Source organism: Candidatus Pantoea carbekii (genome assembly GCF_000971765.1).
In the GTDB taxonomy this organism is placed as follows: Bacteria; Pseudomonadota; Gammaproteobacteria; order Enterobacterales; family Enterobacteriaceae; genus Pantoea_A; species Pantoea_A carbekii.
This window is the reverse complement of the sequence record NZ_CP010907.1, coordinates 618,035-632,712: the sequence shown is the minus strand read 5'-3', so window position 1 is coordinate 632,712 and position 14,678 is coordinate 618,035. Positions and strand designations below refer to the sequence as shown.

Below are 14,678 nucleotides of genomic sequence, written 5' to 3'. Positions count from 1 at the left end.
AGTTTAGATAATGATCTTTTCGCACTTTTTGCTCTATGATGTTTATCATCAAAAAAATTTTTGAATTGTCTATACAAGTTTTTAAAACGTAATTAATTTAGTAGCAATTGTAGATAAGAAGAAAAAATTTGTTATTTATGTATAAAATTAATAACAGTATGTTATTTATGAATATATAATTTCTTGTATATCAATTTTGTTGATTTTTTATTTTAAAATAAATTTTTAATTGCTAAAATTTTAAAAATATTTTCTGAATATAATACGTTATTACTCATATTAAACTAATAACGAAAAGTCTGTTCACGAAATTAGTTAAAAATTAGTGCTTACAAAGCATACACAAAGATAATCTATACTAAAATTTATACTGTGGTGTTTTTAATATCTATATTTTAATTATGATGTCAATCAAATATTAGTTTCTTGGTTATTATATTAATTTTTATAACTAATACAAGGATAAAATTTTGAATTCGAAATGCAAATATTTGCTCTATTTTCGCGAAACTGAATACATGTTTTTTAACGTATAAATGTATTGTTTATTTTAAAATAGATCATGATATAGGTAATTCAGACTTAAACATATGTAAATTTAACTATTTATTGAAAATTCATTGACTCTAAAATTAATATTTTTATTATTTTACATAATTCTAAAACATAGAACATCTAAAAAAAACATAAATTTACACATATAATTTGCTTTTGTATACCTAAAATTTTCTTGTTTTTTTTATAAATTGAATCAAAGATCCTTATTAAATTGACAGTAATTTTGAAATTAGAAAATATTTTACTAGTAGCTTTGAAGATAAGTAAAATCGGAAATATTCTACTAATAATGATCAATTAAAATAGATAACTTTGTTTAAAATATGTTTATGTAATGTATTTAAGGGAGAGTGAGCATCATGATAAGCGGTTCTTATGCCCAGTTACTGAAACGTTTTACTGAACTAGGTCCATACATCCGCGAAACAAAATGTGAGGAAACTAGCTTTTTTTTCGATTGTTTGGCTGTTTGCGTTAGTGTGAAACCTTCACCAGAGAGTCGTGAATTCTGGGGATGGTGGCTCAATTTACACGTACAGCAAGATCATTTTTCATATGAATACTATTTTGGCTTGTTTGATAAAAATGGCAATTGGAGTGTCAGTTTGATTCAGGGAAAAGAAAACAATGAAAAAGTAAAAAGTACACTTCTTAATTTTTATATGCGTTTACAAGCTACTTTAAAAGAGTTAAACATAGATCTTAAACCAGCGATTGGTTTTAAGGATGAGTTAATTAAAATTACTGTTTCATAACATATTGCATATCAATAATATTGATCGTTTAAATATAATTTTTCAGTTCTAATGTTATTATGTTATAAAGATTTTGTTTTAAATAATACAGAAATATGGAAAATAACAATTTATGTCGAAATTTTCCTTTAATCAAATAAGAGGATAACTATTTGAGATATCAAAATTATATTTTAGAATCTTAAGGTCATATTATACTATCAATGTAGTATTGTGATTGTATCATAGCGTTAGTTCTTTTTTGTTTAAATAGGTCTTGTCTTGTACAGATTAATTAATCGGTTTTTACTAAATCTATCACATTAAATTGCTTGATAAATCATCATTTTATGACAATGCAAAAACAGTTTATCTAGTGATTAGTAGTATATAAAACAGGTTATATTATATATACAAGAATTTATTATTAATAGGATTATATATAATATATTTCTCATAAATATTTATGTTGCCTTTGAAAATAATATTCATAAAATTTTCCGATTAAATTACTTAAAAAAAGATATTTTTACTCATTGAAAAAACATCCTAGAATAATAATTCTTTCTTATACAATTACTTAAATAACAAATTATAATACTAATTTTTATTGAGTAAGAGTTTCGGATTTGGCTATACATTGCTGAATTGCTTTAATTACTGCTGCACGAAAACCTTGTTCTTCTAATACTTTTACTGCTGTAATGGTAGTTCCAGCAGGCGAGCATACTATATCTTTCAATTCGCCCGGATGTTTACCAGTTTCTACAATCATCTGTGCGGACCCTTGTACAGTTTGAACAGCAAATCGGTATGCCTGATCGCGTGGCATACCGCCTAATACTGCCGCATCAGCCATAGCTTCGATAAACATAAATACATATGCTGGCGCTGAAGCACTGATACCTACTACTGTATGAATTAAATCTTCACTAACAATTTCAGTTTTACCAAATTTTTCAAAAATTTCAATAATTTCATTTACTTCTTTTTTTTCCACCATTTTATTAGGTGTGACCGAAATCATACCTTGGTTAATTAGTAACGGAATATTTGGCATGATGCGAATAATTTTGCATTTTTTACCCAATACTGAAGCAAGGGCCTTAAGTGTTACACCTGGCGCAATTGAAACTATTAATGTATTTTTTTTTAAATTATTAGATAAATTTTTAAAAACATTTAGGATTATATTAGGTTTAACAGTACCTAGTAGTATATCAACTTCACTTGCTAGGCTATTCGCAGTTTCTGCAGCAGTGATACCATATTGTTGTGAAATTTTTTTATTAGTATCTAATTTACGATCGTATACCCAAATATTAGTAGGAATGATATTTGAATTCTTTACTAGTGCAGAAATAATAGTTTTTGCCATATTGCCACCGCCTATAAATCCAATTTTTTTTTCTAACATTTAGTGAAATCCTTAAAATATTTTTATGAATTTTATATAAGTTAAAATACTTATTTGATTTGTTGATCGTTTTAGAGCATATCAATGAAGTAATTTGTATAAATTAGATTCGTATTTCAGTAGGATTAGTTTTGATTTTTTTATGACTATCATATATATCTTGTACTATCCTTTGTTCTTAAAATACTTTGAATTAAAAATATTTAATAGTTTACTATTTTTTAATGAGATATACATTAGAAAATATTAAAAAGCATAAAGTTGATCTAAGTGAGATCAATAGATTAAAATAGTAGTACTATTTGATTCAGAATGAATATTAGCATATATTAATAATATTTAATTACAGATAAAGATAATGGTGACAAAAAGGATCTTAAGTAAGTTTAAAATACTTAAATGATTTTTCATGTTAATATAAAAATTATACTTATATTACGTATTAGAAAATAGCGGCTATATATTCAATGTATGATAGTAAATGTTGATTGTAAAAATCATATTTATAATGTAGGATTTTTTCTATAAATTACATTATAATGTTAGCATATATGCATACCGATAAAACAGTAGAGGCTTTATGTATCATGTCATTACCTATCTATCTGATCGGAGCACGAGGTTGTGGAAAAACTACAATTGGTAAAATTTTATCAAAAACATTAAATTATGAATTTAAGGATACAGATCATTATATACAAATTATAACTCATTGTAATATTGCAGAAATTATTAAAAATGAGGGGTGGCATGCATTTCGTTTGCGCGAAATGCATGCTCTTCGTGCAGTAACTGCGTTATCAACAGTAGTAGCTACTGGCGGTGGTATTGTTCTATCAGAAAAAAATTGCGATTTTATGCGTCAAAACGGTAAGGTTATTTGGTTGAATGCATCATCTGTTATTTTAGGTGAAAGACTAAAAAACGAGCCAAATCTAGCACAACGTCCTACGTTAACAGGCCGTACCATTACTGAAGAAATAGATGATGTTTTACATCAACGAATGGAATTATACTACCAAACTTCACACTATCAAGTGGATGCTACGCAATCACCAACATACATAATAAAACAAATTCTAGATTTACTTGATTTAAATAATAATACAATATGAGTCAACAAATTTTTTTAGTGCTATGACAAACCTTTCTGAATCTAATTTTTGTAAAATCAAGTCTAATATTTTATAAAATAATTGCTAACATTGCATATATTGGATTAATAAAAAAGAAAAACTATATCTCAACTACTAGACCATCATATCCTTGAAGAACGCGTATTATTGTTGTTAAAAAGGTGAAGCGGAAATACTTTCATATCATGCGGCGGTATGAATTACACACGGATGATCCAGGGTATAATACCTTAGTGAGCAATAATATAAAATCAAATGTGAAGCGTTAGATGCAAAAATTGCTATTAACACGCAGAGAATAATGAATTCAATTCGTTATTTTCATATAAATTTTGCAAATCTTTTTTATATATTGATTATATTCCTGTGTTAATACTTTAGTATGTATTGTTTATACTGATATGATTTATATATTAACAATTTTTGTTTTGTTTATTGATGCATCCAAAGATTCAAATGATTTATATCATAAATTTAACTTTTAATACTATCATGGATACTATTTTTCGACTTTATTTTTTAATAAACAGTACTGATGATCCATTAATAAATTAACACTGATAATTATATTACATAAAATAAAAAAATTATTTGTTCGGTTAAATATAAAAATAAGTATTGATACATAAAGACATAATTTTAAATTTATTTGAAGAATATGATATTATAAAATTACTGCTATTGTTGATTAATTGATGTTGATGCCAATTTTCTCGATTAGTATTAAACATAAAAATTAATAAAATCATGAAAACTTTTTACTGTTATGAACTAATAAATCAATGTTAAAGTAAGATAAAACGACGTTCTACATGTATTATTTTTTGATTAAAACTTGTATTTAATACGTAAAGATAAAAATATTTAACTAATAAATATCATATTACTGAATATGTTTAGTTTTATTTGAAAGTTTATGTATCCTCTATATATTAACTGGAATTTACCTGTAGTACATTAAAATTAATGCTATTAACTGCAAACAATTAATTTCTAATAAATCATAAGTCATTAATATAAAAATAGTTAACTAATAAAAAAGTTTTAAAATGTAATATAAATATAAAAAATTTTTTAATAATCTAAAATATTATTATTTATCTTTAATATAGTAAATTAAGTATTAAGTACCATCATAGATAGCATTCAAAAAGATTAAATCTCATGTAAAAATAAAACAGTATTTAAGGAAATTATTCATTCATGATCAAAATATGGTACTTTCTTATTTTTTAGTTGGAACATAACTGATGGATTTCGCCGAATTTACGAATGTCTATTGTAAGCGAATTAATCTGACATTAAATCATTTAATAAATTCACTTCCTTTTCAAAATTCTTCTTTAGTCAATGCCGTACGATATGGAACGTTGTTAGGTGGTAAACGACTAAGACCTTTGCTTGTGTATGCTACTGGCGAAATGATAAAAGTTAATTCAGATATTTTGGATACACCTGCAGCTGCTGTAGAATTTATGCATGCCTATTCCTTAATTCATGATGATTTACCAGCAATGGATGGACAAGTATTACGACGTGATGAGCCGACCTGTCATATCAAATATGGTGAAGACATCGCAATTCTTGCCGGTGATGCCTTGCAGACATTAGCATTTTCAACATTAGCTAATCAACCAATGGCTGGTGTAAATACTGAAACACGCCTTGCAATGATTACTGAACTAGCACAGGCTAGTGGCATAAATGGTATGTGCGGAGGTCAAGCTTTAGATTTAGAATCAGGAGGTAAATGCATTAATTTAATTAATTTAGAACAAATTCATCGATATAAAACTGGTGCTTTAATACGCGCTGCAGTTCGGCTTGGAGCACTTGCCGCTGGGAATCGTGGTCGTGCTATATTACTGACATTAGATTCCTACGCTAATGCTATAGGATTAGCCTTTCAAGTACAGGATGATATTCTCGATATTACTAGTAACACTGCGGTATTAGGTAAAACGAAAGGTACTGATCAGAAATTACAAAAAAATACTTATCCAACATTAATGGGTTTACATAAAGCACGTAAAAAAGCTTATGATTTATGCCAAGAGGCATTAGATGCATTAGATGTATTGGCACAGCAGTCTTATAATACTACTACATTAAAAGCAGTAGCTAACTTCATCATTAAACGCAATAAATAACTTTCATACAATGAGCGCACCATGAATTTTGATATTGCAAAATATCCAACATTAGCATTAGCAGGTACGGTTCAAGAATTACGTTTACTACCTGAAGAAAAACTTTTGAAACTTTGTGATGAACTTCGTTGTTATCTATTAGATAGTGTCAGTCGATCTTCTGGACATTTTGCTTCTGGTCTTGGGGTAGTAGAGATAACAGTTGCATTACATTATGTTTATAATACTCCATTTGATCGTTTAGTGTGGGATGTGGGGCATCAGGCTTATCCACATAAAATCTTAACTGGCCGTCGTGATCTTATTGGAACGATACGCCAGAAAAATGGTTTGCACCCATTTCCTTGGCGTGGTGAAAGCGAATATGACATATTAAGTGTAGGTCATTCGTCTACTTCTATTAGTGCTGGCCTTGGAATGGCCATTACTGCTCAACGTGAAGGTAAAGGACGTCGTACCGTGTGCGTTATTGGTGATGGGGCAATAACAGCTGGTATGGCTTTTGAAGCCATGAATCACGCTGGTGATATTCAACCAGATATGTTAGTAATTCTCAATGATAACGAAATGTCCATATCTGAAAATGTTGGCGCACTGAGTAATCGTCTGGCTCAAATTCTTTCAGGAAAAACTTATTCTTGTTTACGAGAAAGTGGTAAACGTGTATTCAATAAATTACCACCAATTAAGCAGCTTCTAAAACGCATTGAAGAACATTTAAAAGGCATAGTAGTACCCCCTTGTACATTATTCGAAGAGCTAGGATTTAACTATATTGGTCCGGTGGATGGACATGATATATTAATGTTAGTTTCTACTTTAAAAAATATGCGAAATTTAAAAGGTTCTCAATTCTTACATATTATTACTCAAAAAGGTAAAGGTTATGCCCCAGCGGAACAAGATCCGATTACTTGGCATGCAGTACCAAAATTTGACCTTTCCCATGGTGTACTACCAGCTAACAAATCAAGAGCACCAAGCTATTCAGAAATTTTTGGTAATTGGCTAAATGAAATAGCAGCTATTGATCCGTGTCTAATAGCTATAACACCGGCAATGCGTGAAGGTTCTGGTATGGTGAATTTTTCACGAAACTATCCTACACAGTATTTTGACGTAGCCATTGCAGAACAGCATGCTGTTACTTTTGCCGCTGGTATAGCAATTGGTGGTTACAAACCGATTGTAGCAATCTACTCTACTTTTTTGCAACGTGCTTATGATCAAGTAATTCATGATGTAGCTATTCAAAAATTACCAGTGCTTTTTGCTATTGATCGTGGTGGTATTGTTGGTGCAGATGGACAAACTCATCAGGGAGCATTTGATCTTGCTTATTTACGTTGCATACCAGGTATGATTATTATGACACCTAGTGATGAAAATGAATGTCGTCAGATGTTATATACTGGATATCATTATAAAGAAGGTCCAAGCGCAGTACGTTATCCACGTGGCAGTGGTATTGGTACTATTTTGAAACCATTAGAACGTCTCCAGCTCGGAAAAGGCAATATAAAACGCTATGGTGAAAAGTTAGCAATATTGAATTTTGGTACTTTGCTATCGGAAGCTACTTTTGTTGCCAATACGCTTAATGCTACTTTAGTAGATATGAGATTTGTTAAACCTTTGGATGAATCTCTAATTATTGAACTATCTTTTAATCATGAAGCTTTCATTACTCTAGAAGAAGGTGTCATTAAAGGCGGTGCTGGTAGTGGTGTCAATGAATTAGTAATGGAAAAACGTTTACCGGTACTAGTGCTTAATCTTGGTTTACCAGATGAATTTATTCCTTCAGGTACACAACAAGAAATACGCAGCGATTATAAATTAGATGCAAATGGCATTCAGCAAAAAATTATAGCATGGTTAGCGCAGTAAAAAATTTTTTCTAATTTATATAATAATATTATTATCCATAGAATAATAGGCTAAACCATGTAAAATTATGGCTGAAACAGTACCTGCAACAATATCGTCAATTATAACTCCCATGCCACCATGTACATTTCGATCAAACCAATAAATAGGCCAAGGTTTCCAAAAATCAAAAATACGGAAAATTACAAAACCGATTAATATCCATTGCCATGTTATTGAAGGAACTCCTATTAGTGTAATCCACATTCCTATAAATTCGTCCCAAACAATACTAGGATGATCATGTATTCCTATATCATTTGTAGTATGATGACAAAGGTATATCCCTATACAAATACTCAGAAAAATTATTAGGTAATAAATTTTCAATGACAAAAAAGTCATTAACCACCATAACGGAATTGCACATAGTGAACCTATAGTTCCTGGTATGATTGGACTTAAACCACTGCCAAATCCAATTGCCACTAAATAATAAAAAAAACGAAAAGATTTTTTAGCGAAATTTTTTTTATACATTAAAATGATCAAATCCTTTATTATTAAATTCTATTGGTTTTCCGTTGTTAAGCAGAACTAAACCCTCAGATTCTGTTATTATTTTTCCAATACAGGTACAAGGTATACCAAAAGAATTCATTACTGTCGCTACTATGTTACGATTTATTTCTGATACAGTAAAGCATAGCTCATAATCTTCACCTCCACTTAGTGCCCAAATGAGAGCTTGTTTTGATTCAAAGTTATTTTGAAGTTCTATCGAAAGGGGTAATGCTTCTAAATTTAGACATGCACCAACTTTACTTGCAGTTAATAGATGTGTTAGATCAGATAGTAATCCATCAGAAAGATCAATAGCGGATGTTGCCAGATTACGTAATGCCTGACCTTGCGAAATTCGAGGCACTGGTCTTAAATGGCGTTTGATTAATGTATCATATACTATTAAATCTCTTACATAGTACTGTTTTCGTAGTAATGATAAACCTGCTGCACTATCCCCTAACGTTCCTGTTACAAAGATACAGTCTCCTAAATTGGCACCTGATCGTTTCAGTGAAAAACCAACTGGTACTAAACCATAAATTCCAATCGTTAAACTCAATGGGCCATGCGTGGTATCACCTCCGATTAATTGTATATTATAATCATCGAGAGTTTTAAATAGGCTAGTACTAAATAGTTCTAACCAAGTTTCATTAATTCTTTCAAGAGTTATGGATAAGGTAACCCAGGCTGGACTAGCACCCATTGCTGCTACATCGCTCAAATTGACTGCTAGAGCCTTATAGGCTAGATCAGTAGGATGCATATCGACGAAAAAATGTACATTTTCTACTAATGTGTCTATACTAATAGTCAGAGTCTGTTGTTCTGGAATGTTAAGTAAAGCACAATCATCACCTATTCCTTTTTCTACATTGTAACGTGAACTACTGAAACGATTAAAATAACGTGCAATTATTTCAAATTCACTGTATGACATAATTCTTTTTTCTTTTTCGTTAATTCTAATTCTTATGGCTACTTTATCTAATAAACCGTTAACGAATTTATCACTCCCCTGAGCACCACATACTTTTTCTAATTGGATTCCTTCATTTTATAGCAATTTTATAAGTAATATCAGCGCACGTTTTCTTAATTTATAGAGTGAGATACGCAAGATGGCTTTTTCTATTTGACCGAATCTTTCCGAATGAGGTCAAAGGTAAGGCTTAATCAAGTTATCCAAGAATGCACTATTAGTTACTATACCAAATAATAACTCAAGAAAATAAATAATGACGTATTTAACATACTGTTTTATCTAATAATTAGATTCTATATGAGCAATATCATTATTAGATGACTGCCGAGAAAATGATGTTTGGACAACGCATTAACAATGCGCGACGACGCACAGCAGGATTCACAAAATTCCACTTCCTTTAGAAACTAATTATGCTTTAATAGATTTTAATATATTAATCATTTCCAGTGCAGTAAGGGCGGCTTCAGAACCCTTATTACCTAATTTAGTTCCAGCTCGTTCAATTGCTTGCTCCAGGTTGTCACTAGTTAGTACACCAAAAGTGACAGGAATTTCACTATTTAATGTAATATTAAAAATACCTGTACTTACAACATTTGCAATATATTCAAAATGCGCAGTGCTGCCACGAATAAGAGCACCTAATGCTACGATACCATCGTATTTCTTAGTTTTTGCTAAAACATGTATAATAAATGGTAATTCATACGCACCCGGCACCCAAATTACTGTTATATTTTCTTCTTTTACCTGGCCTATTCGCTTTAAAGTATTCAGCGCGCCATCTAACAGATTTTTAGTAATAAAACTATTAAAACGTGAAATTACTATAGCGATATTAGCATCAGGGGTAGAAACATTAGCTTCGATAACTTTCATAATATACGTATCTCTATATTATTAATAATACTTTTTATGTTTGAATAATATTAACTGAAGGTTGATTTAGTTGTTTAGCGTACATTCAGAGTTACACGTAGATCTTTTCCTATCATGCATACATTATTGAAACTTAAAGAACGCACGTCAGATAAATGTTCTAAGCCCGGTAAAACACACAAGCTGCGTGCATCGCTTCCTAATAATTTTGGTGCTAGATAGACAATTAACTCATCTATTAATTCTGCACTTAATAAAGCACCCGATAATGACGCACCAGCTTCTACTAAAACACTGTTAATTTCACATTGACCAAGCATTAACATTAATGTAATTAGATCTACTGTTCGATTACATTTTGGCAATACCATTTCTATAACATTTTTCGGCCAGTCTTGCCGATAAGTTTTTGTGCGAATTAACCAAGTTTCACCTGGTTGCTTAATGAGACGATTTTTTGATGTTATGCGTCCCTGTGTATCGATTATCATCCGTACTGGTTGACGTAGATGATGCTTGTCTAAGTATTGACATACAGTGTGATCTAATTCTTGCCAACGTACCGTTAGTAACGGATCGTCCGCTAATACTGTGATAGCACTCGTAAGAATGGCCGAACTTTGAGCACGTAAAATTTGGACATCACGTCGTGCTGCGCATGAAGTAATCCATTGACTTTCACCATTTGCCATTGCAGTACGACCATCGATCGATGCAGCAAGCTTAAGCTGGATAAATGGAAAACCAGTTCGCATTCGTTTTAGAAAACCACGGTTTAGTCGCTCTGCAGCATCAATACATATACCATGCTTAACTTCAATGCCTGCTTGCTGTAAGCGATACAATCCACCTCCAGCTACTTGTGGATTAGGATCTTGTATTGCTGCTACCACACGTGTTACACCGGCATCTATTAGTGCATTGCAACAAGGTGCCATATGTCCGTAATGGGAACAAGGTTCAAGTGTAACGTATACAGTTGAACCTTTTGCTTGATCTCCTGCCATACGTAACGCATTTATTTCAGCATGTGGTAACCCTCTATAATGATGCCAACCTTCACCAACAATTTTACCTTTATTCACAATTACACAACCTACATTAGGGTTAGGCATAGTAGTAAACCGTCCACGCCAAGCTAGTTCTATAGCTCGTGTCATATACTGTTCATCAGTCATAACTCAGTCCTATAGTCGAGCGATGTTGTTACAAAAATTACTAATATCTTTAATATATATACTAACATTAAGCTGCTTATTAAATTTCAGTTTTCATTATTAGTTTACTAATAATTTTATTAGAAAATTTATGTTTCTAAAGAGCACGTATATGTTTGAGTCTACATTAAGTGAGATTATTATTTATGGTATATTTCTTCAAATGTATCTCTAAAATACTTTTTATTAGCTTAAATATCTGTTAATTTTTATTAAAATCAGTGTTTATTTTTAACATAAACATAAGTAAACTTTATTCATTCAACTAAATATCGTGGATTAAATAAATATATTTTAGTTGCATTCACTACAGCAGTTGGTATAGTTAATTATTAAGACCCTCTTTTTCTATTGACTGTATTAACAAATGCTCACGTTTGATGCCTAATTTTAATACTAATGCAGAAGAAATATAAATAGATGAAATAGTTCCAATGACCACCCCAATGAACATAGTCAGAGAAAAACTTTTTAATAAAACACCTCCAAAGATAAATAAAATTAGAATTATCAATAAAGTAGTAATTGATGTAATTAAAGTGCGATTTAATGTTTGAGTTAGGGATATATTAATAATATTATAAGAAAAACTAGAATTAATTTTGCGAAAATTTTCACGAATACGATCTGAAATCACGATTTTATCATTTAACGAATAACTAATCACTGACATAAGTGATGCTAAAGTGGTCAGATCAAGTTCAATATGACAAAATGATAAAATACCACAATTAATTATTATATCATGTATTAATGCTAAAACTATGCTACATGCTAAGCGCCATTCAAAACGATAACTGATATATATTAAAATGGCAATTAATGCTGACATTAGTGCTAGAGCGGCAGTTTGTATAAGGTCACTACCTACGCTTGGTCCTACAAATTCAATGCGTTTAATAATAGCATTTTGATGGAACGTATTTTTAATAACGGATACTATCTTACTACCTAGTTCTTGAGTAGCGAGTTTATGAACTGGAGGTATACGTAATATTATATCATGGCTATTACCAAATCGCTGAACTAGCAATTCATGGAATCCTACTTTTGCTAAAGTTTCACGCAGAGATTTTAAATTAATAGTCTTTTTTAATCTGATTTCAATAATTGTGCCACCAGTAAAATCTATCCCCCAATTAAAACCTTTGAAATTCATAATAGTTATAGATATTATAACTAATACAGTAGAACTAATAAAAGCTAATGTACTAGATTTCATAAAATCAATAACTTTGTACCTATTATTTAATTGTTCAATACAATATTCCTGTTCCACACAAACTTATCCTTTAGTTTTAGATAGACAGTTTATTAATTCTTTTTTTTCTGTACAGCAAGTCAACAATAGCATGCGTACCGATAATAGCTGTAAACATCGAAGTAACTATACCAATGGCTGTAGTAATAGCAAATCCTCTTACTGAGCTAGTACCAACGATATAAAGAATAAGAGCTTTAATAAGCGTAGTAAGATTAGCATCGACTATACTGGATAGTGCACCTTTGTAACCTTGATGAATAGCCCATTGTATTGAACAACCACTACGTAATTCCTCTTTAATGCGTTCATTAATCAATACATTAGCATCTACTGCTACTGTTAATGTTAACACGATCCCAGCAATACCCGGCATGGTAAGAGTAACTCCTGGTAATATTGACATGATCCCAATAATGAGAATTAAGTTACAAAACAATGCATTGATAGCAATAAGACCAAATTTTTTATAAAATAAAAGTATAAAAATAATACAAAAGACTAAACTCCAAAGACAAGCTTGAAAACCTTGTTGAATATTTTGTTGACCCATGCTAGGTCCAATAATGCGTTCTTCAACAATATGGATTGGTGCAATTAATGCACCAGCACGTAGTAACAGTGAGAGTTGATGCGCTTCTTTATGAGTTTTAATCCCAGTAATACAAAAATAATTGTTAAGGCGTGATTGAATATTAGCTATATTGATTATTTCTTCTTGTTTTTCTAAAATAGAGTGGCCTTTTTCATCTTTTTTACCAGTATTTTTATATTCTACAAACAAAGTAGCCATCAGTTTTCCAATATTGTCTTTAGTAAAGTCCGATATAATTTTACCACCTGCGTTATCAAGCGAAATATTTACCTGCGGCCTGTTGTATTCATCTCTGCTAGCTGTAGAGTCTGTAATATGATCTCCAGTTAAAATTATATGTTTATATACTGCAACTGTTTCACCTGTATTCATGTGCTTCATTTCTGAATCATTCGGAATATGAATATTATTCGTATCTTTTAAAAGAATATCAGTATTAACTAGTCGAAATTCTAATGTAGCAGTTGCGCCAATAATTTCTTTAGCATGTGCAATGTCTTGGATACCTGGTAGTTCTATTACTATTTGGTTAAAACCTTGACGTTGTACTAATGGTTCTGCTATACCTAGTTTATTTACACGGTTACGTAAAATATTAATATTTTGCTGCATTGCAGACTCGTAAATTTCATTTAAATGTTTATCTCGCATTACTGCACGAAGACTAGAGTTACTATTGCTAGTAATTACTAAATCAATATGACGTGGTTGTAAATAGTTAATAGCCATATCACGATGTTTGCGATCGCACATATCTATTTCTATAACAGAGCTAGAAGTTTTTTTAATTTTTTTGTAGATAATATTTTTATTACGCAAATCACTACATAAACTATCAATTTTTTTTTCCTGTAATTTATGTAGTACAGCATCCATATCTACTTCCATCAGAAAATGCACACCACCACGTAAATCTAGACCAAGTTTTATAGGGTTCGCGTATAATGCTTTTAGCCATTTAGGAGTAGATGGTACTAAGTTCATTGCTACAATATAATTATTTGCAAGTCCTTTAAGAATAGCTTCATAAGCATTTAGCTGTAGATCTATATTAGAAAAACGGGCTATAATAATATTATTCTCTAAGAGAATTGATTTACTGGAAATATTACATTGGTGCAATATATCTTGAATTTTTTTTACAGTTTTTTCATTAATAGAACCTCCACGTACACCAGTAATTTGCACAGCTGGATTATCTCCATAAAAATTAGGCAGTGCATAAACAGAACCAATAACAATTACAGTGATTAGCATAATATACTTGATATTCTTCCAAAAAGAAGAGTGGTTTAACACGGAATAGT

At 30.7% G+C, this 14,678-nt stretch carries 11 protein-coding genes and 1 pseudogene; 4 read left to right on the top strand and 8 right to left on the bottom strand.

Annotated elements, in window-relative coordinates; all coding sequences use genetic code 11:
• Positions 1-917: 917 nt before the first annotated feature.
• Positions 918-1,313 carry a sigma factor-binding protein Crl gene (crl, locus tag BMSBPS_RS02230; protein WP_022564803.1) on the top strand — a complete coding sequence of 132 codons (396 nt, stop codon included), beginning with the start codon at positions 918-920 and terminating at the stop codon, positions 1,311-1,313.
• Between the two features lie 586 nt (positions 1,314-1,899).
• Here crl and proC read toward each other — a convergent pair.
• Entirely contained in the window at positions 1,900-2,709 is an 810-nt protein-coding gene (proC, locus tag BMSBPS_RS02225) for a pyrroline-5-carboxylate reductase (RefSeq protein ID WP_022564802.1), read from the bottom strand.
• A 587-nt stretch (positions 2,710-3,296) separates the two neighbouring features.
• Between proC and aroL the strand changes: the two genes are divergently transcribed.
• The 3 genes from aroL to dxs all read left to right on the top strand — a co-directional run bounded on the left by aroL (position 3,297) and on the right by dxs (position 7,885).
• Positions 3,297-3,824 (top strand): shikimate kinase AroL, encoded by a 528-nt coding sequence (aroL, locus tag BMSBPS_RS02220; protein WP_022564801.1) that lies wholly within the window; start codon positions 3,297-3,299, stop codon positions 3,822-3,824.
• 1,271 nt (positions 3,825-5,095) lie between these two features.
• On the top strand, positions 5,096-5,995 hold the full coding sequence (gene ispA / locus BMSBPS_RS02215; RefSeq protein WP_022564800.1) for a (2E,6E)-farnesyl diphosphate synthase: 900 nt from the start codon (positions 5,096-5,098) through the stop codon (positions 5,993-5,995).
• Positions 5,996-6,016: 21 nt separating this feature from the next.
• The gene (gene dxs, locus BMSBPS_RS02210) at positions 6,017-7,885 is read left to right on the top strand and encodes a 1-deoxy-D-xylulose-5-phosphate synthase (protein ID WP_022564799.1); all 1,869 of its coding nucleotides are present in this window, start codon (positions 6,017-6,019) and stop codon (positions 7,883-7,885) included.
• A gap of 15 nt (positions 7,886-7,900) precedes the next feature.
• On the opposite strand, the gene pgpA is transcribed toward dxs, so the two are convergent.
• The 7 genes and pseudogenes from pgpA to secD form a co-directional block, all read right to left on the bottom strand.
• The gene (gene pgpA, locus BMSBPS_RS02205) at positions 7,901-8,416 is read right to left on the bottom strand and encodes a phosphatidylglycerophosphatase A (protein ID WP_071880133.1); all 516 of its coding nucleotides are present in this window, start codon (positions 8,414-8,416) and stop codon (positions 7,901-7,903) included.
• On the bottom strand, positions 8,397-9,371 hold the full coding sequence (thiL, locus tag BMSBPS_RS02200; protein ID WP_022564797.1) for a thiamine-phosphate kinase: 975 nt from the start codon (positions 9,369-9,371) through the stop codon (positions 8,397-8,399). The genes pgpA and thiL overlap by 20 nt, the downstream gene beginning before the upstream one ends.
• Before the next feature lie 12 nt (positions 9,372-9,383).
• A pseudogene (gene nusB, locus BMSBPS_RS04690) lies at positions 9,384-9,801 on the bottom strand (transcription antitermination protein NusB); the annotation flags it as partial.
• A gap of 26 nt (positions 9,802-9,827) precedes the next feature.
• Positions 9,828-10,298, bottom strand: a complete 471-nt coding sequence (ribH, locus tag BMSBPS_RS02195; RefSeq protein ID WP_022564796.1) for a 6,7-dimethyl-8-ribityllumazine synthase — start codon at positions 10,296-10,298, stop codon at positions 9,828-9,830.
• Positions 10,299-10,372: 74 nt separating this feature from the next.
• Positions 10,373-11,476 carry a bifunctional diaminohydroxyphosphoribosylaminopyrimidine deaminase/5-amino-6-(5-phosphoribosylamino)uracil reductase RibD gene (gene ribD, locus BMSBPS_RS02190; protein WP_022564795.1) on the bottom strand — a complete coding sequence of 368 codons (1,104 nt, stop codon included), beginning with the start codon at positions 11,474-11,476 and terminating at the stop codon, positions 10,373-10,375.
• Positions 11,477-11,840: 364 nt separating this feature from the next.
• Positions 11,841-12,794: a protein translocase subunit SecF gene (gene secF / locus BMSBPS_RS02185; protein WP_022564794.1), complete on the bottom strand. Its 954-nt coding sequence runs from the start codon at positions 12,792-12,794 to the stop codon at positions 11,841-11,843.
• A gap of 19 nt (positions 12,795-12,813) precedes the next feature.
• Positions 12,814-14,670 carry a protein translocase subunit SecD gene (gene secD / locus BMSBPS_RS02180; RefSeq protein WP_022564793.1) on the bottom strand — a complete coding sequence of 619 codons (1,857 nt, stop codon included), beginning with the start codon at positions 14,668-14,670 and terminating at the stop codon, positions 12,814-12,816.
• Positions 14,671-14,678 lie beyond the last annotated feature (8 nt).

What these genes read in the sequence shown, in the direction of transcription:
- thiL (WP_022564797.1), bottom strand. Translation starts at nt 9,371, where the DNA reads ATGTCATACAGTGAATTTGAAATAATTGCACGTTATTTTAATCGTTTC.
- proC (WP_022564802.1), bottom strand. Translation starts at nt 2,709, where the DNA reads ATGTTAGAAAAAAAAATTGGATTTATAGGCGGTGGCAATATGGCAAAA.
- ispA (WP_022564800.1), top strand. Translation starts at nt 5,096, where the DNA reads ATGGATTTCGCCGAATTTACGAATGTCTATTGTAAGCGAATTAATCTG.
- dxs (WP_022564799.1), top strand. Translation starts at nt 6,017, where the DNA reads ATGAATTTTGATATTGCAAAATATCCAACATTAGCATTAGCAGGTACG.
- ribD (WP_022564795.1), bottom strand. Translation starts at nt 11,476, where the DNA reads ATGACTGATGAACAGTATATGACACGAGCTATAGAACTAGCTTGGCGT.
- ribH (WP_022564796.1), bottom strand. Translation starts at nt 10,298, where the DNA reads ATGAAAGTTATCGAAGCTAATGTTTCTACCCCTGATGCTAATATCGCT.
- aroL (WP_022564801.1), top strand. Translation starts at nt 3,297, where the DNA reads ATGTCATTACCTATCTATCTGATCGGAGCACGAGGTTGTGGAAAAACT.
- crl (WP_022564803.1), top strand. Translation starts at nt 918, where the DNA reads ATGATAAGCGGTTCTTATGCCCAGTTACTGAAACGTTTTACTGAACTA.